This window comes from Chryseobacterium paludis (genome assembly GCF_025403485.1).
GTDB classification, from domain to species: domain Bacteria; phylum Bacteroidota; class Bacteroidia; order Flavobacteriales; family Weeksellaceae; genus Chryseobacterium; species Chryseobacterium paludis.
The window spans coordinates 1,283,945-1,307,432 of the sequence record NZ_CP099966.1; the positions used below are offsets into that span (position 1 = coordinate 1,283,945).

Consider the following 23,488-nt stretch of genomic DNA (forward strand, 5'->3'; position numbering starts at 1 on the left):
AAAATTGAAGTCTACCACAAAATCAAAACTATATATTCATTTACTCTTTTGGATATTCTATTATATTCTGGAAGCGTATCTTGATTTTTATTGGTCCAGATATCAATTCCCTGATTTCAAATGGCAGATAAGGCTTCAAAATACAATGATCCTTGAACTGATCTATTTTCTGGTTAAAATTCCTCTTGCCTATTCTTTACTTTATGTTTATGAAAAGGTTGATATCAATAAATTTTCCAAATACTTCCTGTCAATCATTATAGTAATCATTGCGGTATTAGCCCACCGCTTTTTTACACACTATGTAATTTATCCTTATATCTATGGGGTGACAGAAACTCTGGATGGTAAACAGCCTTCTGGCTTCATCAATGGTCTCGTCGCCTTTAATTCATTTATGGATCTTATTTTTATGGTAGGTCTGGTATTTGGTATTGAAATTACACGGCAGAAAAATCTTCTTAAAGATCAGATATCTATGCTTAAAGCAGAGAAGCTTGATCAGGAACTAACCATGCTTAAAGCACAGATCAATCCACATTTTCTTTTTAATACACTCAATAATATCTATGGAATGGCACTTAAAAAAGCTGATGAAACGCCGGATGTAATTCTACAGCTTTCAAAAGTAATGCGTTACAATATTTATGAGGCCGCTGAAAAGAACATCTCTATTGAAAAGGATATTGAAAATATAAAAGACTTTATACAAATCCAGAAAATCCGACACCGTCACCTTTCTGTGGATTTTAGTGAAGCTATTGATAATCCTTCTCAGGAAATCTCACCACTGATATTGATCCAGTTTGTTGAAAATGCCTTTAAACATGGCGTTTCGGAAAGTCTCGGAAATTCATTCATCCATATTGACATTCAGCTGAAAAACAGAATTCTTTATTATTCTATTGAAAATTCCAAAGAAGAAAGATCAGGTGAAAATTCAACCAAAATAGGATTGAAAAATATTCACAGGCAGCTTGAATTACTCTATCCAAAACACACCCTTCAAGTTGAGGACAAAAGTGACCGTTATATTGTAAAACTAATGATTGATTTCAATGACACACTCAGCATCTAAAAAATACAACTGCATTATTGTAGAAGACGAACCTATTGCAGCAGAAATTCTTGAAAACTTTGTTTCTCAGGATAAAGAACTGAATCTTGTAGGAAAATGCTCTGATGCCGTTTATGCCAGCAGCCTTTTAAGCATCCACGATGTAGATCTTATGTTTTTGGATCTTAATCTTCCGGTGATAAAAGGATTTGATTTTCTGAAAAAATTAAAAAATCCGCCGTTTGTTATTGTTACCACAGCTTATCATCAGTATGCTGTAGAAGGATATGAACTCGATGTTACGGATTACCTGATGAAACCTATTCCTTATAGCCGGTTTCTTACAGCGATTGGAAAATTTAAACATTTAATGGAAGCCGAAGAGGCATTACTAGAAATTGCAGATCGTGATTTCATTTTCATCAACAGTGGAAAAAGGCAGATAAAAATAACTTTATTAGATATCTTTTATATTGAAAGCTTAAGAGAATATATTAATATTCATACAAAGGCAGAGACTTTTACCTTCAAAATGCCGATCAGCAAAATAGAAGAAAGTTTAAATCCGAAAATGTTCGTCCGTATTCACAAGTCTTACATTGTTTCTAAATCTAAAGTAGAAGTAAAGTCGGCGAACATGATGCAGATTAACGGCAAGAAACTTCCTATTGGCAGAACGTACAAACCTTCCATAGAATTTTAAACCCATTAAACACTTATAAAACACCTGAATATCGGGTGTTTTTATTTTTAGTAGACCTCATACCGTTGTTGATATTGTTTTTTTGACATCGTCTTAACAATTATTGAATTTTGATTAACAATAGTTAAAAAATCAATAATTATGAAATATCGATTAAAGCTTCTAAGTGCGGGTGTTGCCTTTTTTATGGGTCACGATTTGCTTTTAAGTCAGGAAAAGCAGGACACCATTAAAACCCAGGATATAGAAGGTGTAGTGGTTACTGCCTTAGGAATAAAAAGAGAAAAAAGGTCTCTTGGATATTCGACACAAGAGGTAAAAGGCGATGATATCAGTAAGAATCCAACCACCAATTTCCTCAATAACCTTTCTGGAAAAGTAGCAGGTCTTGAGATCAAACAATCCACCAATTTTGGAGGCTCAGTAAATGCAGTATCACGAGGATACAAATCTATTCTGGGCGATAATCAGGCACTTTTTGTAGTTGATGGAGTTCCCATTATCAACAGGAATATCAATTCTACATTTCAGCAGAATGGTGGTGGGGGATATGATTACGGAAGTCCTGTATCCGATATCAATCCCAATGATATAGAAACTGTAAATGTACTGAAAGGTGCTGCAGCAACAGCTTTATATGGATCAAGAGCTCAGAATGGAGCTATTATTATTACCACAAAAAAAGGGAAGAAAAACTCGAAAGGTATAGGTCTTGAATACAGTGGAAGTTTTTCTGTTTCTACAGTTGATAAATCTACTTTCCCTGAATATCAGACACAATATGGACAAGGATATTTAGGAAACGTTTTTGGAATGTATCAAAATAAACCAATTGCACCTTTTTATTATGATGCTTCTTATGGAGCACCCTATGATCCCAATCTTATGGTCTGGCAATATGATGCATTCATACCTGATTCCCGTAATTTTGGTAAAACGACACCTTGGGTAATGGCTAAAAATGGACCGATAACATTCTTTGATAAAGCAATCAATCAAACGAATAATATTGCTTTCAGTGGTGGAGATGACCGGACAACATTCAGATTAAGTTATTCCAATACCAATGCTACAGATATTCTTCCCAATTCCTCTTTAATGAAAAATAATTTTAGTGGTAATGCATCCTACAAACTGATGGATAATCTTACGGCTACTATCTTCGCCAATTATATTACACAAAGTACAAAAGGAAGGAATGCAACGGGCTACACGGATAATCTTATGGGCAACTTTCGTCAATGGTGGCCTACAAATATTGACATTCAATACCTGAAATATTTGTATGAAACATTTGATAAAAATTACACCTGGAATATAAAATCTCCAACTAATTTGTCTCCTGCTTACTGGGACAATCCATATTTCACGCGATATAAAAACTATCAGAACGATAAAAGAGACCGTTTTGCAGGGAATTTCAGTCTTAACTATGATCTTTCTAAAAACATCAATATACTGGGCAGGGTAGGTATAGATGGATATAATATGATGATTGAAGAAAGAAGGGCTGTAGGTTCTGTTCCTGCATTTTTTAGCTTTAATACCATCGAGCAGCCATCAGGATATGCAGTTACCAATCTTCGTTTTACAGAAACCAATTATGACCTTATCGCTACCTATAAAAAGAACATTAGTGAGGATTTCAATATTCAGGCACTAATAGGTGGAAACATCAATGTTCAGTCCAATTATTCCAATGCCCAGACCACCACAGGTGGACTTTACATTCGTGATCTTTATACGATTTCCAATTCGGCGGCTACGGCAGCAAAACCAGTGATCACCGATACTTCAAAATATATTTATGGAGCTTTTGTTCAGGCTTCTTTGGGATATAAAAACACCTATTATCTTGAGGGAACTTTCAGGAGGGATCAGTCCAGTTCATTACCAAAAGGAAAAGAAGCTTATTATTATCCATCCCTTTCGGCAAGTGTGGTATTTTCTAATTGGCTGAAACAAAAATGGCTGACCTTTGGAAAGGTAAGAGCAGCCTATGCAGAAGTAGGTTCGGATACGAATGCTGATCAGTTGAGAAACAGGTTTATCGTACAATCTTCTTTTGGAAACAGCCCCGTTTATTCTTATAATACTACTTTAAGAAATGCTGACCTTCTTCCTCAAAAATTAAAAAACCTGGAGGTTGGAACCAATATGCAGTTTTTCAAAAACAGGATAGGCTTTGATGTTGCATGGTTCAGAAATATTGCATTTGATCAGATTCTACCACTTCCGATTTCTTTATCCAACGGATCGGGAAGTAAAATTCAGAATACAGGAGAGCTCACTACAAAAGGACTCGAGGTATCTTTAAATATAACTCCTTTAAAATTCAGTGATTTTGCCTGGGATATGTCGTTGAACTGGTCTAATCCCATAACTAAAGTTACTGCACTTCGGGAAGGTATTGAAAATATTACCATCGGAGCTTTACAGGGCGGTATATCTATTAATGCACCTCTTAATGAAGATTATGGAAGCATCTGGGGATCTGATTACGTTTATGATCCCAATGGAAACAGGATCATCGGAAGAAATGGAGCATATCTACATACCGACGATACCAATCACAATTTTGGAAGTTTCCAACCTGATTTTTTTGCAGGATTAAACAATTCTTTCACCTATAAAAACTTCAATTTAAGTTTTCAGATCGATTGGAAGAAGGGAGGCAATATATTTTCCCTGGATCAGTATTATGCTTATGGAACAGGACTACATCCTGACTCTGTAGGGCTGAATGATTTGGGAAATCCTATCAGAAATACCCTTGCTAATGGTGGAGGTGTAGTTTTACCCGGAGTAATGGAAGATCCCAATAATCCCGGACATTATATTCCTAATACAATTCGTCTTGATCGTTCTATTTCCAGTCAGTTTCTGGAAACAGATCCACCGGCGGCGGCATTTGTTTATGATGCCAGTTTTATAAAACTTCGCCAGGTATCAATTTCTTACACTTTTGACAAGAAATTTTTAGGCAATACCGGAATTCAGAGCCTTAGTCTGGGCTTAGTAGGGAGCAATCTTTGGATCATTCATAAAAATCTTCCTTATGCAGATCCTGAAGCAGGGCTTTCGTCAGGTAATATTCAGGGATATCAATCCGGAGTGATGCCATCTACAAAGAATTTTGCATTCAATCTGAAAGTTAATTTTTAAAAACTATGACAATGAAAAATACAATTATAATAAGTTCTTTAGTATTACTATTGGTAAGCTGTACATCGGATGATGTAAATATGGATCCTCATGCTACCTATAATACGATACCCGAAACGCTGATTACTTATGCGGAAAAGGAATTAAGTGATTATATGACCACACCGAATGTTAATGAAAATAATTTTAGGTTAACCATGCAATATTGGCAGGAAACAACCTATGTGAATGAAAGTAATTACAATTTTACAGCAAGAAATGTCTCCAATAATGTTTGGGGAGATAATTATGTAAATGTTCTCAATAACCTTAATAAAGCAAAAGAACTGATCGAGCAGTATCAACCGGTCCCTTCAGAACTGAATACCTGGCCAGCTAAAAAAAGAAACCAATTAGCAATTATTGATATGCTCTCGGTTTATACATTTCAAACCTTAGCAGATACTTTCGGAGATATTCCCTACAGCCAGGCACTTAATAACAATCAATATCCACTTCCTGTTTATGATAATGATACGGAGATCTATGAAAGCCTTATCAATCGTTTGAAGGTCGATATAAACAATCTCGAGGAAGGACAGGGAACATTCGGACAGGGAGATATCTTATATGGCGGAGATATTGGAAAATGGAAAAGATTTGGAAATTCTCTTCTGCTGAAGCTGGGGATTTCTATTTCCGATGTAAATCCCTCCCTTGCTCAATCTACCATTAATAAAGCTATTTCTGGAGGAGTCATGATCAGTGAATCTCAGAGCTGCATATTCAGGTATCTGGCTGAATCGCCTAACTTTAGTCCTATATTTGAGAATGTTCTTAATAATAACCGGGATGATTTTTTTGGTGGAAAACCATTCGTCGATTTTCTTAATGCGACTTCAGACGCAAGGGTATCCAAATATTTTCAGGACGTAGATGGTATTTATATAGGTCAGGTCATTGGTCTACCCGGAGAGTTCTCCAGCTTTTCTGCTCCCGGAATTTTCGCATATAAACAAGAAACCCCTGGAAATCTCCTTACTTATACTGAAGTTTCTTTCTACCTTGCTGAAGCCGCTGCCAGATTTGGAATTGGTGGAAACCCCGAAGTACTTTATAAAAATGCTGTTCAGGCTTCCTTTCTGGAGTGGGGCTTTACAACGCAGGATGCCCTGGACTACCTTACTGACAATCCTTACAATGCAGCAAACTGGAAAAAATCGATTGGTGAACAGGCTTGGGTTGCCATGTATAATCATCCGGTAGTATCCTGGAATTTTTACCGCCGATTGGACTATCCAGCTTTACAGGCACCACCAACAGCCATTAATAATGCTGGTGGAAAAGTACCTGTAAGATTACAGTATCCGGGACTGGAAGCAACAACCAATGGAACCAACTATTCTAAAGCCGCTGCTGCGATCGGTGGTGATAAACTGACAACAAAAGTATTCTGGGACCGAAATTAAAGTAAGCCTTTAAAATATCATAGTCTTTCTTCATATATATTATTTTCAACTGTGATTTTTTGCCTGCATTCTGGTGCAGGCTTTTTAATTATACATAAAATTCTTTTGTAGACGTGATTTCTTTGTTTGTAGATGTTTTTTCCTAACGTTTTAAGATTTACCCAAATTTGAATCAATAATTAAAGAGTATATAATAATTAATAATAAAAAGCAGACTTATGAGAGCAATGAGAATCCAAAATTGGGTGTACAGATTTTTTCTAATCCTTTTTGTAGGAGTATTTTTTATCAGCTGTAAAAATGACGATGGAGAAGATTCTAACCCTATGACAGATCATAGTATAGATGTAGTGCTTGGTACATTTAAAGGAACACTGAATTCAGGCGGCCAGGATTATTTTAATGCCATTGTCATGGTTTCAAAAGTCGACGATTCCCATGTTAAGGTTCAGGCCAAAACCAATGAATCTTATTCATTTGTAACCACCAAGACACTAACTGCAGTAAATACTCAAGGAGTAGGGGTTGTGGGTAATAATAATGAGGGAAGTATCGACTACCTTATTTCAACGAAGGCTCTCATGGTAAGCACTCAAAAAACTTCTGAAACGGATAAAATATATCTTTTCCAGGGAACAAAACAGTAAAACAATATATAATTTAGTTTTCCCATTACGGGATCGTAATGGCTTAATGAGTACAAACTCTTAAGCCATTTTTTATTTATATATGATCAGCTTGTAATGGAAGTCATAATAGCCGTTGATTATCCAAAGAAAATATTTCATTAAGTGAAGTCAAAATGAAAAAAAATATTAATTTTGCCTGGAATGTTTCAGCACAAGTTTATATCAATTTTTATACTATTGGGATTATTTTTTATGCCAACGCAAATATTTGCCTGTGGCCTGAAATCTCATTCGGTAGAAAAATCACGTTGTGAGATCAGCATTTCAAAATCTACACATAAAGATCACTGTAATTCTTGTGGTTCAAAAAAATGTTCCGGGAAATGTAAAAATCCTTTATGCAAATGTCCCACCTCAAATCCAAATCCAACTTTATTAAATCAACAGGAGTTCAGTTTTTTAAGGTTAAAAGATTTTAATTCTATTTTATTCTCATCTCATGAAACTACAGTTTCTAAAGGTTTCCAATCTATTTGGCTAATCCCTAAAATAGTTTAATCCCCATATTTACAGTCCAAATTATGTTCTTTTGGAAGTCATTTCAGTTTTAATTTATAATTGAAACAATAGAGATATTTCTATTGTTATTAAAACAATGAAATGAATATCAAATAAGAGCTGATACAATTTCAAAAAACATATTGGAATCCAGACAAAGGAAATCGAATTCATGAAGGTAAACTGAAAAAATTCGATAAAAAATAATTTAAAAGTCATGCTATAGAAGTAATGACATTCAACAATTTTAATCATAGAAATATCAACATAATGAAAAATATATTCTTATCAATCATTGCAATGACAATAATAGCTTTAGCGTTATCATCTTGTAAAAAATCAACAAATAAAACTCCTGATCAAACTTCCGAAACTGTAGAATTACAGTTAAAGGAAAATAATAAACCCACTGAATTAACCAAAACAGAAGCGGGAAAAACCGTTGTAGAAAAAGATATAAAAAACTTTTCTATTGATCCGATCATTAGGGACTATTTAATTCTAAAAAATGCACTAGTAGCTGATAATGATCAGGCTGTAGCTAAAGCCGGAAAGCAACTGTTTACAACTTTGAGGAATGTAAATATGAAGGCTATTCCCGCAGATAAACACAAAGAATATATGGATATCGCCGAAGACGCCAAAGAAAATGCCGAACACATCGGAAACAATGCCGGAAAGGTTGATCACCAGAGAGAACATATGGCATCATTAAGCAATGATATAGCTGATCTTATAGCGGCATTTGGAACCACACAAAAATTATATCAGGACCATTGTCCGATGTATAATGATGGCAAAGGTGCCATCTGGATCAGTGAGACAAAAGCAATTAAAAATCCTTATTACGGTGATAAGATGCTTACTTGTGGTTCCGTAAAAAAGGAATATTAAAATGAAAAAAGGAGTAAAGATACTGGCAGCAATTGTTCTGCTTATTTTTATTGCTCTACAGCTTTATCAGCCTGTCCCAAATATGGATAAGGGGCAGGTTTATAAAACCGATTTTATGGAAGCACATACTTCTATACCAACTGATGTAAAGGCCATACTGAAGACATCATGCTACGACTGTCACAGTAATCATACAAACTATGAATGGTATGATTATATACAGCCAACCAGAAGTTTTGTAGATAATCACATCAAAGATGCAAAAGAGGATTTGAATTTTAATGAATGGACTACCTATTCCGGTCGGAAGCAGAAAAGATTAATTACTTCAATTAAAAAACAGATTGAAACTAAAAAAATGCCTATGTCTTCCTACACATTTATACATAATGATGCTAAGCTAAGTGATCAACAAATAAAATTATTAACAGATTGGCTGGCAAAGCAGGAATAGGCCGATGGAATAATTTTTGTCTTCAATAAACCTCAATAACATATACAATACCATGAAAATAGCAACTTACAACGTCAATGGAGTTAATGGACGATTACCTGTTTTACTTCAATGGTTAAAGGAAGCCCAACCGGATATTGTCTGCCTCCAGGAGCTGAAAGCTCCCCAGGAACGTTTCCCAATCAATGAGATCAATGCCGCGGGATATGAAGCGATCTGGAATGGGCAGAAAAGCTGGAATGGAGTAGCGATACTTTCAAAAGGCTATGAGATTACAGAAGTTCAAAGATCCCTACCCGGAGATCCTGAGGATATACAGAGCCGTTATCTTGAGGCAATTATTGATCAGATGGTTATCTGCTGTTTGTATCTTCCTAATGGCAATCCATATCCGGGACCCAAATTTGATTATAAGCTATCATGGATCAAACGTTTGAAAAAACGAACAGATGAATTAATAAAAATGGAACTTCCTGCGATTATTATTGGTGATTTTAATATCATTCCGACTCCATTTGATGTCCATAAACCTGAACGTTGGGAAAATGATGCCCTGTTTAGGAGTGAAGTAAGGAAAGCATATGAGGAGCTGCAAAAGAAAGGCTGGCTTGATTCTATAAGAACTTTATTTCCTGAAGAAAAGATCTATACATTTTGGGATTATCTCTATAAAGCTTATGATCGAGATGCTGGAATTAGATTAGATCATATTCTACTGAGTCCTTACTTAGCGTCAGGATTAAAATCCGGGGGCGTTGATAAGCATGTCCGGGGCTGGGAAAAGACTAGTGATCACGCTCCAGTTTGGATAGAATTGGAGAAAGATCAATAAAGTAATTTATTTATAGGAAGCGTCTGCAAATTTAATGCAGACGCTTCTTTTATTTTTCTTTAAGATCTTTTTTAATTTGTTTTTCTGAATTTTCAGCTTTCTTTTCCTGAGCTTCTTTTTCTTTACGCTGTTGTACGCGGGATTTTTTCTCGGCACGTCTTTCCTGACGAATCACTTTGTTGGATTTTGTATTGTACAAAGCATCTACAATTCCCTGTCCTGTTTTACTGAATATTTTTATTTTTGGGTGATCATGGGTTCCTGTTACAACAACCGGAAAACCGATCCATCCACCAGGCGGAAGACCAACCCTTACCCGTAGATCCAGCAATCCATTGAAACTGGTAGTCCCACTAACGGAAGGTCTCAGAACAGAGACTTTAAAAGTGAACTTATCAACATGGATCAGGTTATTTTTAATAGCAGTTTGAATATTCACCCCTTTCATATCGGGATTATTAAAAGCATTAGCTCCAACTTTATCGCCGATTACTGAAAACATTTTAAGGTTTTTCACCTCTACATTGCGAAGATTTACAATACCTCCACCTTCCAATGAAGGATAAATCGGGGTCATATTTTTGTCAAAATCGCCTTTCAGCTTATAATCAATTGATACGATTCCTTTTACATTTTTGGCAGCAGTGGCCATCTCCCTAACCATATCAATTTCTTTGTATGCTCTCTGAACATCAAAATCCCGAACCTTAAGCGCTACATCGTAATTGGCCGTTAATGGAGATTCATCCTGATAACGGGCATCAACATTCATCCGGCTTCCTATGATGTTAAATGAGGTGTTTTTAAGATAAACCTGTCCTGTATTTACAGAAGCCAGCCCCTGAAGCTGATTAAGGACTAAACCTTTAAATTCAACCTTTTTCGCATGAGCTTCTAAAGAGACATCGAGATTTTTTGGAATAATTACAACACCACTGCTTTTAGGATTTTCTACTTTTGCATATTCTACTTCAATAGATTTATCGGTATTATCTCCATTTTTTAAAGCCATAAATTCATCAATTAAAATATAATTGGAATTCAGGTCAAATTTTCCATGTAGGGTTCCTTTTCTTTCAATAAAATAATTAATTGTATTCAACAGGTAGCCATTTAATGCAAAATCAGATTTACCATAGGTGGCATTAAATTTTCTGAACCACATTTTTTCATTTTCAAACTGAAAGTTCCCTTCTTTGATATAGAATGATTTCGGCAAATATTCTGTAGTCGCTTTTATATTTTTCAATATTAAAGTTCCTCTGTTATCTAATTTGCTGTACTGACCTGTTGTTGCATAACTCTGTCTCCCATTAAGAGAAAGATCAGCCATAATGAGCCCACTTACATCAAACCCTTTTTTAGCAAATACTTTATAGATCCTACCCACATTTAAGACTCCTTTTGCTTGTACTTTATACAGCAGATCTTCAAAATCCTGCAGATCAGCAGTTACAAAAACAGGATTTCCTTCAAAATCAAAACTAAAAGGATTCAGTTTTACTCCCAGACTTTTAAAAGTACCATCTGTATTGTTGATATTAGCAATAAGATTGATATTCTGAATAGGGTTGGGGTAGTAGTTTGTTTTCAACCATCCATTTTTCAGATGAAGATATCCATTGGTTTTAGGAAATAATTTTTTATCAAGGCTGAAAATTCCGTTGGATTTGATATTGGTATCCATAAGCCCGCGCATATCGATGTTTTTCAATCCCAGTGCCTGATCCAGTGTCTGAAGATCGACAGCACCTTTTATATCTGCATTTACCTGCATCTCATTTAGGCCTTTTGTTCGTACAACAGCCCGGAAATTGTTATTCCTGCCGAGATCAAAACTTAGATTTCTAAGATTTAAATTCAGCTGTTCTGTATCTAATGATGGCAGGTCTACATTGAGATCCATATTAAGGTTATTCATAGGAACCGGAGCTTTTCCATTAGAAACAAAACCATCTTTTACCAGAAGGCGTGCTTTTAGTCTGGGTTTTAATTTTTTAGGCTCGCTAAATCTTCCTTTCAGACTAAAAAACAAATCACTGTTCCCCTCTATCTTGGTATCTTTTGCCCAATCCAGATATTGCGGTGGCAACACAGAGATCATATCACGGATCGTTGTTTTCTCAGAAGATGCATTAATATCAAGGTTATATCCATCTTTTAAAATACTTAGAGAACCTGTAAATTCTAAAGGGAGATCATTGATCTTTAATTCGTTTTTCCTTAATACAAAAGTCAGTGCATTCGTATTGATCCTCGTTATCAGATCAGCACGCAGACTCTTTTGTTTAGCATAATATATTCTGTTAAGGGCAAAATCAACTTTATTAATTTCAAGGTCAGTTTTCAGGTCAAAAATATCTTTGCTAAATCCTCCTTTACCAGTATAGTTCAATCCTTTAGCATCTACCAAGACTCTTGCAGAATGATCATTATATTTTATATTCCAGTTTCTGAATTTGATGAGATCCAATTTTATAGAAGCACCTTCTTCTGTAGTATCTTTAGGCTTTCCGGAAGGTTTAGAAACATAAACATTGTAATTAGCCTCTCCTTTACTATTGACAAAAACATTTGCGTACGCATCTGTTACATAAATCTCATCGATCTTAATTTCACGATCAAAGATCAGGTTCTTCAAATTGATTCCTACTGCAACTTCTTTTGCGGCGAGTAGGGTATCCTGTTGAAAAGGTTTGGAACCTTGTAATAAAAACTGATCTACAGAAACGGTAAGCGATGGAAAGTGTCTGAAAAATGTCAGATGCGTTCTTTTATAATCAAGTTTCCCTGCGAGATGTTTATTTGCAAATAATTTTACCTGCTGAGATATTGTCCCGGGAAACAATATAGGAATAATGAACATCAGGAATAGAATGGACACCACTGAAATCCCAGTCCATTTTAAGATCTTCAAAATTATTTTTTTAAATTTTTCCATAAATAGATAATTTTGATTTGAACAATATTTATTACCTACTAAAGCGGCAATTAGTTAACAGTCATCTAAAATTAAGCCATTTATCATAATATTTTTTGTCAATTTAAAATAATAGATCATACAAACTATTAAATTATAATCCTAAAAACGCAGTCTTTTAATTGATAATAAGTATAAAATCAAACCTTCCAAACTAATTAACATTGTCCATTAAATTTAATAAGAATAGCCTATATTAGTAGAGATAGTTTTCATTTGCCAATACGATGAGTCATGGGAAAATCAATAGAATCGCTTGAAGAATTTTACAGACATAAACTCACGAATGTTTCGGAGGGTTTAAGAAAAGACAATGATCAGTTTAATATTTTCAGTATTGAAGAAAATAGCATTAACGGTATATCATCACCTGCCTATATACGCCGGAATTTTTATAAGATCATGCTATTTAAAGGTAAAAATATATTCCATTACGGAGATAAAAGTATTCCCATTGAAGGGGATACCTTGTTGTTTTTCGATCCTAAAACACCTTATACTTATGATTCTGTTGAGCCAGGAAGTAAAGGATGGTTTTGCGTATTTAAGCAGGAATTTTTCCATACCAGCCTTCGCATCAATCTAAGTGATCTCCCTTTATTTTCAATAATAGATCATCCGGTATTTAAACTTAAGCCTGGGGAAGCAAAAGAGATACAGTCAATTTTTGAAAAAATTATTAAAACAATTGATAAAGATTATATTTATAAATATGAATTAATTAAAAGCTACGTCAGTGAACTGATCTATTTAGCCATGCAGCTGCATCCAAGTGAAGAGGTTTTCCATCATCCTGATGCAAGTTCTCGTATCACCGCTGTATTTAATGAATTACTGGAAAGGCAGTTTCCGATAGAATCAAAAACACAACGGTTTGAATTGAGATCTCCAAAGGTTATAGCAGATCAACTTTCCATTCATGTCAATTCCCTCAACAGGGCCGTTAAAAATGCAACAGGCCTTACAACGACTGAGCATATTTTTGAAAAACTTACTGCAGAAGCAAAAGCTCTTTTAAAACATACGAATTGGAATATTGCAGAGATCAGTTACGTTCTAGGATTCGAAGATCAGGCTCATTTTAATAAATTCTTTAAAAAACAAACCAATATCAGCCCATCAATTTTCCGCCAGGTTTGAATCTGACAAAAAATGGTTTTTATACAACAAAATAAGAGCCTATTTCTACATCTACCTTTGTATAAAAATAAAACAATGAGTAATACAAAGGTTTGGTATATAACGGGAGCATCTAAGGGAATGGGATTTTCATTAGCTAAGCAATTATTAATAAAAGGACATCGGGTAGCGGTAACTTCAAGGTCTGTTAATGCTTTTGAGCAATTTTCAGAATATGGAGACAGATTTCTTCCACTAGAGGTTGATCTTAAAAATGAAAGCTCTATAGCAGAGTCATTAAAAAAAAGTTATGATACGTTTGGGCGATTAGATGTTGTTGTAAATAATGCCGGCTATGGACTCGGTGGGGCACTTGAAGAGCTTACAGGAGATGAAATAAAAGATAATTTCGAAGTTAATTTCTTTGCAGTTGTTAAGGTCATTCAACAGGCTTTACCATATTTGAGAAAACAAAAATCCGGACATATTATTAATATTTCATCAATTGCCGGTTTTGCTCCAGGATTAGGATGGTCGATGTATTGTGCCGCAAAATTTGCAGTTAGTGGTCTTTCTGAAGCATTAGCAAATGATCTTAAACCTCTTGGAATACATGTTACCAATGTTCTACCGGGTTGGTTCCGAACAAATTTTGCCAATGAAGATTCAATAGCCTACAATAAAAATCAGATAGAGGATTATAATTACCTTCGTGAGTATCATCATAAAATGAACAATATGAGTGGAACTCAACTGGGAGATCCTGATAAGATAGCAGATGTATTCTTAGAATTAACCAACAGTACTTTGCCTGCAGTGAATTTATTTCTAGGAAGCGATTCTTTTATGAGAGCCAAAAGTAAGATAGAACAGCTCAATTCAGAAATGGATCGTTGGAAAGACAGCTCATTTTCTACAGATTTTTCTGGATAAGAAAATAATCCATATCCTCTATATAGCTTATAGAGGATATTTTATGCAAAACGAATGGGAAATAAATTAAAATTTCTAAATTGCTCATTATAATACAATGAAGATCATCTGTATAAAACAGTTTACTATCTACTTCTAAAATGCTAACAGATATTATCACCAACAACCTCACCGTTATTTTTTGTGGAATCAATCCCGGTTTAAAATCCGCAGACGATGGACATCATTTTTCCGGAAGAAGCAATCGCTTCTGGAAAGTTCTTCATAAATCTGGTTTTACACCCTATCAGATCGAAGCTATACATGATACCAGTATTATAGATTTTGGATATGGACTGACGACCGCAGTTGCAAGGGCAACTTCCCGCGCAGATGAACTTTCAAAAGAAGAATTCGACCAATCCCTTGAAACTTTTAAAACAAAAATAAACAAGTTTCAACCAAAATATATTGCTTTTCTGGGTAAAGCAGCCTATAAAGCTTTCTCAGGAAAAAAGGAAATTATGTGGGGACAACAACCTGAATGCCTCTGTGGTGCACAAGTCTGGATACTCCCTAATCCCAGCGGCTTGAACAGAGGGTTTAGTCTTGATGACCTTGTTCGGTCCTACGGTGAATTCTATCAGGTAATTTCACATTAAATTCTCCTGATTATCCCTTATTGGGTTTACTTACATATGGATTGCCTTTAACAAAAAAGCGCCAGGGCAGAAGTGCATCTTCCTGAGCATAAGCAACTCCAATACGTGGTCCTTCTATAATTTGATCAGATGTATATCGGATCCCGTGATCTTCAATCCATATCTCCTCTCCGGATAGATCTTTTTTATTAAAGGAACGATCAATTCCCAGAGCTTTAGCCGCAGAACCAGGACCTGATGTAATAGCAGCTTTAGTAAAAGGCATATTTCGTCTCAGTTCCATGATGTCTTTTCCTACCAACGGTTCAACAGCTCTTATCAATACAGCATGCGGTTCATCCTTAACAGAGGTTACAATATTAAAAAGATGATGAATGCCATAGCATAGATAAACATAGGAAATACCTCCTTCGTGATAGAGGATTTCGGTTCTGTTGGTGCGTCGTCCGCCATATGCATGGGAAGCTTTATCCAGTACTCCAAAATACGCTTCAGTTTCTACAATGATACCTGCCGTTATCTCATCATTGATTTGGGTAAAAAGTATTTTTCCCAAAAGATCTTTAGCCAGAAAAATAACATCTTGATTTTGATAATAAGAGTATTGTAATTTCATTTCTATGTCGCATTCAAAATTTTTACCCTGACCTTTATCTTTCATCTCAATGGTATTGATATCATACAAAAGTACAAATTTAGACTCCCTAAAAGTTATTTAAATCAAATATGACCATATCATTATAGTTAAATAAATCCTGAGACAGATCAATTAAATAGAGTACTAAGTCTTGTAAACGAATGGATCTTGTGGGTCAGCACCTTTCTTGAATCTGGGACAGATCTTCGGCCACCGAACAGACTAATTTTGCATTATAAATCAGTCAATATTTATGAACTTCCCAAATAAAATATCATCCTGTTTTCTTCTTATCCCACCAAAGTTTTTAGTAAAAATAACAGTGTTCTTTTTCATAATAGGTAGTCCAACACTGGCTCAGGCTCAACTTGAACTCTATGCAAAATTTAACCAGGATGGCACCGTAAATCCTGTTATTAATTACAATGGGAGCAAAAGGATCAGTGATAAAGTTGATCTTATATTTTTCGGTCTGATCAGGGAGCAGTGGAGTCAGGCCCTAGTCGGACTTTCCTATTCACCCTCCAGCTCAGTTCGTTTTTCGGCAACTGCCGGTATCGAGCATGGCCAAAGTTCACCCAGATATTCGGCCAGTGTGTGGTTAAAGAAAAACAAAACGACATTTCTGATCCTTGGAGAATTGGGAAATGGTCATGAAAATTATCTATATAAGATCAATATCTCTCATGAGTTCTCAGAGAAATTCAGTTTGGGAATTATGGATTGGCGGTATCATGGTCTTGGGCCTAATCTAAGATATACCATTCCAAAACTTCAATCAACCATATGGATTATGCCAGCCTACGATCATGAACAAAAAGTATTCAGAAGTATTATGGGAATCAGCGTACAGATGTAGCCTCAAAAATTTAGATGGTATGGTATTTCTTAGCTCATTATATACTTTTTCGTAACAGCTCAAGTGAATTCTCAATTTCCTTTTCATTAAGTGATGCAAACCCCAATCTAAGTCCATTGGGAATAAATACTTCATTATTATAAAACGAACCGTCAGACATTTTCAGTCCATTTTTAGCAGCTGTTTGTGAAAGATCGGACAGGTGTATCGCTTCATCGAATACGGACCAAACCGCAAGTCCACCCTCAGGGATTTTAAAAGTGATGACATCATTGAAATTAGTTTGCAGGATTTCACAAAATAAATCTCTGCGTTGACGGTAAATTTTTAATGATTTACGAAAATGTCTTTCCATTTCTCCGTTATCAAATAAAGATGAAAAAGCCTCTTCAAGTAAGGAATCCCCTTGTTTATCTATCAATTGCCTCAATGATGATGCAGCATCTACAAAAGCAGGATCAGCAACCATAAATCCAATTCTCAGTGCTGGTGCAAAAGTTTTTGTTATGGATCCGATATAAATAACATTACTGTTGTGATCTATACTTGCTAAAGGGATATAAGGTTTATTGTTATAATGAAAATCGAAATCATAATCATCTTCAATGATAGCAAAACGATATTCCTTGGCAAGCTTCATCAGTTTCAGTCTTCTTTCCATGCTCATCGTAACAGTGGTTGGAAAATGATGGTGTGGAATAATATAAACAGCTTTAATTAACGTATGCTTTAGAACCTCTTCCAGAAAATCGATATCCATTCCGGAATGATCCACAGGAATCCTCAAAAGATTAGCTCCTACATATTTGAATATCTCATCTGCGGAACGGTAATTCGATACTCCAACAGCAATATGATCTGAGGGTTTAAGTAAAAGCTGAGTGGACAGATAAATACCCATCTGACTACCCTTTGTAATTAGTAAATTCTCAGGATTAACCGTTAATCCCCTTGTATTGGCAAGGTAACTGCTTAAAGCATTACGAAGATGTTCTGAGCCTTTTGGGTATCCATATTTTAAGAAGCTTTTTCCATAAAACTTTTTAGAAATGCTTCGATATTCCCGCATTAATAGATCAATTGGTGTCAATCGTACATCAGGAAACCCATCATCGATCGTTAAAACGGAATGCTGGAAATTGTCACTTCCTTTTCTTCCCAGAAAAGGGTTTGTCCAAATAAATGATTCCCCTGGTTTATTGGAAATTTCAGTAGAAGCATTTCCTTTATTCTTGGAAACAACAGGTAATTTAGAGAATACAAATACCCCTTTACGTTCTATAGACTCAGCCCAACCCTGGCTTATCAGTTCTTCATACGCTAATTTCACTGTATTCCGGTTAAGCCCAATTAATTCGGAAAGCACACGTGTGCTGGGTAATACATCTGTAGGTTGAAGTGTACCATTAGTAATCAGATTGATAAAGCTGTTACATAGCTGAACATAAAGTGAGACACTCGAATCTCTGTTAAGTTGTATCAGTGATTTATAGGGTAGCATGCTGGATTGATTTTTAGGATTAATAAAACTTTAAAAAGCTTTAGCAGATAGAATATCATATAAAAAAACTGCTCCATATTTTTCATAGGAGCAGCGATGATCTGTATAAATGATCTGACTAAGATTACGAACTTAAGCCGGAATCAGCTGTGTTGTAATGCCTATTCTGTTCCATGCATTAATTGTTATTATAGCAAGGATAGCCTGAGCCAGATAACTTTCTCCTAAGGCTTCTAACGCATCTTGGTAGGTTTCGTCTTTTACATGGTTACCAATCAAAGTCACCTCTTCTGTCAAAGCCAATATAGCACGTTCTTCCTTAGTGAAAAACTGAGTATCACGCCATGCATTAAGTGCATAGATACGTTGCTCGGTTTCACCGGCTGTGCGTGCTTCCTTAGTATGCATATCTATACAAAATGCACAACCGTTTATTTGTGAAGCTCTGATCTTAATTAAATCTTTATGAGTTTTCGTTAATGGAGTGCTTTCAATGAATTTTTCAAGACCTAAGATTGCTCTGTAACCTGCTGGTTCTACTTGGTCGATTTTAATACGTGTTGCCATTTTATTATTTAATTTTATAATTATTATTCTAATACCTCTCAAACATAGAAAGTTGCATTAATTTCATAGGTCAAAGGTAAGGTGTTTTTGGATGGTGTTTATAGACCAGATTTTAAAAAATATACAGCCCAGATGATACAAATGAACGCGAACTTTGTAAATCTGCTATTTGATTTCACTATGAATCAAATGGGCCAATTGGTCGCCCAATTTTGCTATTTCGCCAGATAACTCATCATTTTTCCGCTTGGTTCCATTGATAGCGAATTCATGAATATGATCGATTCCCATGATGCCAAAAACCATTTTTAAATATTTGCTCTGGAAATCCATATGTTCATTTCTTTCTCCTTCTCCATAACCCTGGCTTCCTCTGGAGAATAAGAGAAAAAGGGTTTTATTCTTAAGCATACCCAAGTATCGTTTGTCATTCTTTTCTGGATTGGTAGTAAAAGTTTCATTGAAACGTAGGATTTGATCAAGATATGCCTTTAAACTACTTGGAATAGACCAGTTGTACATTGGTGTTGCAAGCACTATAATATCTGCTTCCTGTAGTTCCTGAATATAAATATCACTGGATCTCAGAATCTCAAGCTCTTCATCATCTCTTTCCTCTCTCTTCTTTGAATCAGCTTCAATCCACCTTTGACTGATATGTGAAACTTCAGTTTTTGCTAAATCCCTGTAATTGATTGGGTAAGTTTGACTTCCATTTTTCAGGTGTCTAATAAAAGTATCGCTGAGATCTCTGCTGAATGAGGTTTCTATATTGGCACTTGCATTGATAACAAGAATTTTTTTCATCACATTCATATTTGGAAATAATTAGCTCTCCTTTTTCTTTAACAGGTTATCCAAACTCCAGTTGTAATTCGGCATACGTGATAATAAGAAACTTGCTGTAGTTGCTGTAAAAACTCCAAAATTGATTGGCTTTTGTATTCCTACAGAAAAGATCATAAATAGAATAAATGTTAATGTAAGCAACGAAGCCCCAAGTGCGGCGTATTTTGTTTTAAAACCAATAATCAGAAGAATACCAATAAGCAATTCCGATACGGTAGCAATACCACCCATAATATTCACCATAGGTCTGTCTAAAAATGGCATTAGGGTAGTGGTATAATTAATAAAATTTTCCCAGTTTCCCCATTCAATATTTCCGGTACCGGGAGCACCTAAAAGTCCTAATCTGTCAGACACAGGAGTTAAAAATGTAATTCCCAATGCACATCTTAAAAGAAGCTGCGGGATTTTAAATGAATCTTTCATAAGTATTGTATTATATTGGCACAAAAGTATGGACTCCCTGAACCTCTTTATGCACCCAGATTAATCAAATTGTATGGCCCAGATGATTTGACATCCGTACTAATTTCATCATAATTAAATAGATTCTCATTAAATTTGGAACATTAGGCTAATCTTCTTTTCTATTAAAATAACGATGTTATGAAAGGCTGGCTATGAGAAGAGATTTGAAATAGGGCAATTGGCTAAAACAATAATGAAAATTATTATGCAGGTCACTGAAAGCCCACAGAAAACATCCAAGCCGTGGAATTTGGACATTGGTATTTAATTAAGAGAAAATAAATCATAAGTTTAAAGGTTTTTACTTTGCCTGTGTTCTACCAAACTGTTTTTTAAATAAACCCCTTGAATACCTTACATAATATTGGCGTTATTTTGTATCATTAATACCTCCTTTTGTATAAGAAATCCCGATGACATCGTTCTAAATTTGTATCCATAATTTAAAACATATTTAAATGTCAAAGACAATTTTTATCACCGGAACTTCAAAGGGATTTGGAAGAATCTGGACAGAAACTTTTTTGGAGCAGGGCTATAAAGTTGCTGCAACAGCAAGAAATCTGGATACACTGCAGGACTTGATTCATACGTATGGAGAAGCTATTCTGCCAATCGAACTGGATGTGAATGACCGCGACGCATGCTTCAAAGCTGTTGAAAAAGCAAATGAATATTTTGGTTCTATTGATGTAATTATTAATAATGCAGGATATGGATTATTTGGAGCTATTGAAGAAACGACTGAAAAAGAAGCGCGTGACCAGATAGAAACAAATGTTTTTGGATTATTGTGGGTAACCCAGGCAGTTATTCCTATTATGAGAAAGCAAGGTTATGGACATATTATACAGGTATCTAGCGTTTTAGGGGTTGTATCACCGCCTGTTTTGGGATTATACAACGCATCTAAATTTGCTGTTGAAGCCATTAGCGAAAGCTTATCAGCAGAGGTTAAAGGATTTGGAATTAGTGTGACCATTGTCGAACCAAATTCATTCGGAACCGAATGGAGTGGTACCTCTGCAGTTCATACAGAAGCAAATCCTGTTTATGATGAAATTAAAAAAGCATTTTTTGAATCATTTACAGAGGATTCTATAGGAATACCGGAGGCAACAAAGAATGCCATTCTGAAATTAGTCAATTCACCAATGCCTCCTTTACGTATGATCCTTGGAAAAGTTGCTTATCCCTGGATAAAGCAAACATATGAACAAAGACTTGCTGTATGGGATGAATGGAAGGAGATTTCTGCTGAAGCTCACGGTAAATAGAAATTCTGATATTATTTTAAAGTCTACTACTATGAGCTATAATAACTTAAAATAACTTATCTAATGAAACATTATAAATCATTGATCGATCTGCACCGTACAAATGGATTCAAGCTTCCGGAGAACCCTCAGCTTAGTCTTTTGGAGTGTGATAAGACCTGTTTTATAGAAGACACCGAATTTACAACTGATTTTTATATTATTGGTTTAAAAAAAATTGCATCTGGTGTGATCCGATATGGTAGAACCAATTATGATCATGAAAATGGCTCTATGTATTTTATCAAACCACGGCAGGTTGTTTCAATGAATAATCTCGAATTAGAAGAAGAAGGTTTTATGATGATCATTCATGAAGATTTTTTAAATGGACACCCACTTCAGCAAAAGATCAGATCATACAATTTTTTTGAATATCAAACCAATGAAGCTTTGCACTTGTCCCCTAAAGAAGAACAGGTCATTTGGGAATTGTATAAGAAAATAGAGCAGGAATACGATAATAATCAGGACGAATACAGCCAGGATATTATGCTTGGGTATATAGAATCAATTTTAAAATTTTCACAACGGTTTTATAAACGTCAGTTTATTAACAGGAACCAGCTTTCCGGGCATTTGTGTAATAAATTTGACAGCATGCTTTACTCTTTTTTTTCAGATGGAACAGAGGGCCTTCCAACTGTTAAACTTATGGCAGACAAACTGAATGTGTCGGCACGTTACCTGACAGACGTACTCAAACAGGAGACAGGAAAAACAGCTATCGAGCATATTCATCTTTATCTTGTCTCAGAAGCAAAAAACAGATTGATCTTAAATAATTCAAGTATTGCTGAAATAGCTTATCAACTGGGCTTTGAAAATCCACCTTATTTCACACGTCTTTTTAAAAAAGAGGTTGGAATAACTCCTAAAGAATTTAGAAAAATAGGTTTTAACTGATAACCTGTAATTAATTGTGGGCTGATCTCTAAAAATAAAGCGCAGTCACAACTTCAAAAACTTAAATAATAAAACAAAATACATTTTCATAAATAGAAATAGGTAAGTATTAAAATCAATAATTAAAATTAAAATAATGCAAAAAAATATAAACATGGGTACTGCAGTAGTAACGGGGGCATCATCCGGATTAGGCGCTCTTTTCGCAGAACGTCTGGCAGAAAGAGGCTATAATCTTAAACTCATCGCACGTCGTGGCGAGAGATTGGAAACACTAGCTACAAAAATCCGTAATCAATTTGATGTTGAAGTCGCTTTTATTATTGCAGACCTTGGATCTAAAACAGATCTGGAATCGGTAATACAAAATCTATCCAATGATGAGGAAATAACGTTGCTGATTAATAATGCCGGAACATCTACATTAAATAATTTCATCAACACCCCTTCAGAAAAACAATCGGCCATGATTGATGTTAATATTACTGCTTTAATGGCACTGTCAAATGCTGTTTTACCAGGCTTTAAGAATCGGGATAAGGGAACGTTAGTGAATATTGCATCGGTATTAGGATATTTTACACTTCCTGTCAGTTCTATTTACAGTGGTACAAAAGCATTTGTTGTCCATTTTACCAACGGTTTGCAACAGGAATTTAAAGATACAAATGTAAATGTTCATTTAGTTCTTCCAGCAAGCACAGCAACTGAAATTTGGGAAGTAGGAGGCGTTCCGATTTCTGCTTTAAATCCTGAAACGGTAATGACCATTGAAAATTGTGTAGATGCAGTAATGAAAGGTCTTGATTTGAAGGAATCTGCAATCTGGCCTTCAGTGGAAGACATAGAACTCTACAACCTATACGAAGAAGCTCGATTAAAACTTTCTACGGCAACACAGACAGGAAAACCTGCTACCAGATACGCAACGAATGTGGCTAAATAAATAATACAAATTTAAACAGATAAAAA

Annotated in this window: 21 protein-coding genes; 15 read left to right on the plus strand and 6 right to left on the minus strand. The window is 35.2% G+C overall.

All coding sequences use genetic code 11. From position 1 onward, the window contains the following. Positions 1 to 4 precede the first annotated feature (4 nt). The 8 genes from NG806_RS05525 to xth all read left to right on the plus strand — a co-directional run bounded on the left by NG806_RS05525 (position 5) and on the right by xth (position 9,740). Entirely contained in the window at positions 5 to 1,078 is a 1,074-nt protein-coding gene (locus NG806_RS05525) for a sensor histidine kinase (protein WP_261512270.1), read from the plus strand. Beyond that, on the plus strand, positions 1,059 to 1,760 hold the full coding sequence (locus tag NG806_RS05530; RefSeq protein ID WP_214824767.1) for a LytR/AlgR family response regulator transcription factor: 702 nt from the start codon (positions 1,059 to 1,061) through the stop codon (positions 1,758 to 1,760). The genes NG806_RS05525 and NG806_RS05530 overlap by 20 nt, the downstream gene beginning before the upstream one ends. A gap of 141 nt (positions 1,761 to 1,901) precedes the next feature. Continuing rightward, positions 1,902 to 4,925: a SusC/RagA family TonB-linked outer membrane protein gene (locus NG806_RS05535; RefSeq protein WP_214824765.1), complete on the plus strand. Its 3,024-nt coding sequence runs from the start codon at positions 1,902 to 1,904 to the stop codon at positions 4,923 to 4,925. Between the two features lie 11 nt (positions 4,926 to 4,936). Continuing rightward, a complete protein-coding gene (locus tag NG806_RS05540; RefSeq protein ID WP_261512272.1) occupies positions 4,937 to 6,373 on the plus strand; it encodes a SusD/RagB family nutrient-binding outer membrane lipoprotein in 1,437 nt (478 codons plus the stop codon). Between the two features lie 218 nt (positions 6,374 to 6,591). Next, entirely contained in the window at positions 6,592 to 7,020 is a 429-nt protein-coding gene (locus tag NG806_RS05545; protein ID WP_214824761.1) for a hypothetical protein, read from the plus strand. A gap of 810 nt (positions 7,021 to 7,830) precedes the next feature. Continuing rightward, positions 7,831 to 8,454: a DUF3347 domain-containing protein gene (locus NG806_RS05550; protein WP_261512273.1), complete on the plus strand. Its 624-nt coding sequence runs from the start codon at positions 7,831 to 7,833 to the stop codon at positions 8,452 to 8,454. A 1-nt stretch (position 8,455) separates the two neighbouring features. After that, on the plus strand, positions 8,456 to 8,908 hold the full coding sequence (locus tag NG806_RS05555) for a heme-binding domain-containing protein (RefSeq protein ID WP_261512274.1): 453 nt from the start codon (positions 8,456 to 8,458) through the stop codon (positions 8,906 to 8,908). Between the two features lie 52 nt (positions 8,909 to 8,960). Next, complete coding sequence (xth, locus tag NG806_RS05560; RefSeq protein WP_261512275.1) at positions 8,961 to 9,740, plus strand: exodeoxyribonuclease III; 780 nt, start codon at positions 8,961 to 8,963, stop codon at positions 9,738 to 9,740. Between the two features lie 49 nt (positions 9,741 to 9,789). On the opposite strand, the gene NG806_RS05565 is transcribed toward xth, so the two are convergent. Next, the gene (locus NG806_RS05565; RefSeq protein WP_261512277.1) at positions 9,790 to 12,681 is read right to left on the minus strand and encodes an AsmA-like C-terminal region-containing protein; all 2,892 of its coding nucleotides are present in this window, start codon (positions 12,679 to 12,681) and stop codon (positions 9,790 to 9,792) included. Between the two features lie 273 nt (positions 12,682 to 12,954). Between NG806_RS05565 and NG806_RS05570 the strand changes: the two genes are divergently transcribed. The 3 genes from NG806_RS05570 to mug all read left to right on the plus strand — a co-directional run bounded on the left by NG806_RS05570 (position 12,955) and on the right by mug (position 15,413). Beyond that, entirely contained in the window at positions 12,955 to 13,860 is a 906-nt protein-coding gene (locus tag NG806_RS05570; protein WP_261512278.1) for a helix-turn-helix domain-containing protein, read from the plus strand. A gap of 75 nt (positions 13,861 to 13,935) precedes the next feature. Continuing rightward, a complete protein-coding gene (locus tag NG806_RS05575) occupies positions 13,936 to 14,772 on the plus strand; it encodes an SDR family NAD(P)-dependent oxidoreductase (RefSeq protein ID WP_261512279.1) in 837 nt (278 codons plus the stop codon). 140 nt (positions 14,773 to 14,912) lie between these two features. Next, positions 14,913 to 15,413, plus strand: coding sequence for a G/U mismatch-specific DNA glycosylase (mug, locus tag NG806_RS05580; RefSeq protein WP_261512281.1), 501 nt, complete (start codon positions 14,913 to 14,915; stop codon positions 15,411 to 15,413). Positions 15,414 to 15,423: 10 nt separating this feature from the next. On the opposite strand, the gene NG806_RS05585 is transcribed toward mug, so the two are convergent. Continuing rightward, positions 15,424 to 16,074: a DNA-3-methyladenine glycosylase gene (locus NG806_RS05585; RefSeq protein WP_261512282.1), complete on the minus strand. Its 651-nt coding sequence runs from the start codon at positions 16,072 to 16,074 to the stop codon at positions 15,424 to 15,426. A gap of 229 nt (positions 16,075 to 16,303) precedes the next feature. Between NG806_RS05585 and NG806_RS05590 the strand changes: the two genes are divergently transcribed. Beyond that, a complete protein-coding gene (locus tag NG806_RS05590) occupies positions 16,304 to 16,909 on the plus strand; it encodes a hypothetical protein (protein ID WP_261512283.1) in 606 nt (201 codons plus the stop codon). A gap of 37 nt (positions 16,910 to 16,946) precedes the next feature. Here NG806_RS05590 and pdxR read toward each other — a convergent pair whose 3' ends face one another. From pdxR to NG806_RS05610, 4 genes are all read right to left on the minus strand, one after another. Beyond that, complete coding sequence (pdxR, locus tag NG806_RS05595) at positions 16,947 to 18,410, minus strand: MocR-like pyridoxine biosynthesis transcription factor PdxR (protein ID WP_261512285.1); 1,464 nt, start codon at positions 18,408 to 18,410, stop codon at positions 16,947 to 16,949. Between the two features lie 132 nt (positions 18,411 to 18,542). Beyond that, positions 18,543 to 18,977: a carboxymuconolactone decarboxylase family protein gene (locus NG806_RS05600; RefSeq protein ID WP_261512286.1), complete on the minus strand. Its 435-nt coding sequence runs from the start codon at positions 18,975 to 18,977 to the stop codon at positions 18,543 to 18,545. A gap of 165 nt (positions 18,978 to 19,142) precedes the next feature. Continuing rightward, complete coding sequence (locus NG806_RS05605; RefSeq protein WP_261512287.1) at positions 19,143 to 19,784, minus strand: FMN-dependent NADH-azoreductase; 642 nt, start codon at positions 19,782 to 19,784, stop codon at positions 19,143 to 19,145. Between the two features lie 21 nt (positions 19,785 to 19,805). Further along, complete coding sequence (locus NG806_RS05610) at positions 19,806 to 20,252, minus strand: DoxX family membrane protein (RefSeq protein ID WP_261512288.1); 447 nt, start codon at positions 20,250 to 20,252, stop codon at positions 19,806 to 19,808. A 500-nt stretch (positions 20,253 to 20,752) separates the two neighbouring features. Here NG806_RS05610 and NG806_RS05615 point away from each other — a divergent pair, with 500 nt between their 5' ends. The 3 genes from NG806_RS05615 to NG806_RS05625 all read left to right on the plus strand — a co-directional run bounded on the left by NG806_RS05615 (position 20,753) and on the right by NG806_RS05625 (position 23,462). Further along, complete coding sequence (locus NG806_RS05615) at positions 20,753 to 21,571, plus strand: SDR family NAD(P)-dependent oxidoreductase (protein ID WP_261512289.1); 819 nt, start codon at positions 20,753 to 20,755, stop codon at positions 21,569 to 21,571. Between the two features lie 63 nt (positions 21,572 to 21,634). Continuing rightward, entirely contained in the window at positions 21,635 to 22,516 is an 882-nt protein-coding gene (locus NG806_RS05620) for a helix-turn-helix domain-containing protein (protein ID WP_261512290.1), read from the plus strand. Between the two features lie 136 nt (positions 22,517 to 22,652). Then, complete coding sequence (locus tag NG806_RS05625; protein WP_261512292.1) at positions 22,653 to 23,462, plus strand: SDR family NAD(P)-dependent oxidoreductase; 810 nt, start codon at positions 22,653 to 22,655, stop codon at positions 23,460 to 23,462. The last annotated feature ends 26 nt before the right edge of the window (positions 23,463 to 23,488 follow it).

What these genes read in the sequence shown, in the direction of transcription:
- NG806_RS05530 (WP_214824767.1), top strand. Translation starts at nt 1,059, where the DNA reads ATGACACACTCAGCATCTAAAAAATACAACTGCATTATTGTAGAAGAC.
- NG806_RS05535 (WP_214824765.1), top strand. Translation starts at nt 1,902, where the DNA reads ATGAAATATCGATTAAAGCTTCTAAGTGCGGGTGTTGCCTTTTTTATG.
- NG806_RS05540 (WP_261512272.1), top strand. Translation starts at nt 4,937, where the DNA reads ATGAAAAATACAATTATAATAAGTTCTTTAGTATTACTATTGGTAAGC.
- NG806_RS05545 (WP_214824761.1), top strand. Translation starts at nt 6,592, where the DNA reads ATGAGAGCAATGAGAATCCAAAATTGGGTGTACAGATTTTTTCTAATC.
- NG806_RS05550 (WP_261512273.1), top strand. Translation starts at nt 7,831, where the DNA reads ATGAAAAATATATTCTTATCAATCATTGCAATGACAATAATAGCTTTA.
- NG806_RS05555 (WP_261512274.1), top strand. Translation starts at nt 8,456, where the DNA reads ATGAAAAAAGGAGTAAAGATACTGGCAGCAATTGTTCTGCTTATTTTT.
- xth (WP_261512275.1), top strand. Translation starts at nt 8,961, where the DNA reads ATGAAAATAGCAACTTACAACGTCAATGGAGTTAATGGACGATTACCT.
- NG806_RS05565 (WP_261512277.1), bottom strand. Translation starts at nt 12,681, where the DNA reads ATGGAAAAATTTAAAAAAATAATTTTGAAGATCTTAAAATGGACTGGG.
- NG806_RS05570 (WP_261512278.1), top strand. Translation starts at nt 12,955, where the DNA reads ATGGGAAAATCAATAGAATCGCTTGAAGAATTTTACAGACATAAACTC.
- NG806_RS05575 (WP_261512279.1), top strand. Translation starts at nt 13,936, where the DNA reads ATGAGTAATACAAAGGTTTGGTATATAACGGGAGCATCTAAGGGAATG.
- mug (WP_261512281.1), top strand. Translation starts at nt 14,913, where the DNA reads ATGCTAACAGATATTATCACCAACAACCTCACCGTTATTTTTTGTGGA.
- NG806_RS05585 (WP_261512282.1), bottom strand. Translation starts at nt 16,074, where the DNA reads ATGAAAGATAAAGGTCAGGGTAAAAATTTTGAATGCGACATAGAAATG.
- NG806_RS05590 (WP_261512283.1), top strand. Translation starts at nt 16,304, where the DNA reads ATGAACTTCCCAAATAAAATATCATCCTGTTTTCTTCTTATCCCACCA.
- pdxR (WP_261512285.1), bottom strand. Translation starts at nt 18,410, where the DNA reads ATGCTACCCTATAAATCACTGATACAACTTAACAGAGATTCGAGTGTC.
- NG806_RS05600 (WP_261512286.1), bottom strand. Translation starts at nt 18,977, where the DNA reads ATGGCAACACGTATTAAAATCGACCAAGTAGAACCAGCAGGTTACAGA.
- NG806_RS05605 (WP_261512287.1), bottom strand. Translation starts at nt 19,784, where the DNA reads ATGAAAAAAATTCTTGTTATCAATGCAAGTGCCAATATAGAAACCTCA.
- NG806_RS05610 (WP_261512288.1), bottom strand. Translation starts at nt 20,252, where the DNA reads ATGAAAGATTCATTTAAAATCCCGCAGCTTCTTTTAAGATGTGCATTG.
- NG806_RS05615 (WP_261512289.1), top strand. Translation starts at nt 20,753, where the DNA reads ATGTCAAAGACAATTTTTATCACCGGAACTTCAAAGGGATTTGGAAGA.
- NG806_RS05620 (WP_261512290.1), top strand. Translation starts at nt 21,635, where the DNA reads ATGAAACATTATAAATCATTGATCGATCTGCACCGTACAAATGGATTC.
- NG806_RS05625 (WP_261512292.1), top strand. Translation starts at nt 22,653, where the DNA reads ATGCAAAAAAATATAAACATGGGTACTGCAGTAGTAACGGGGGCATCA.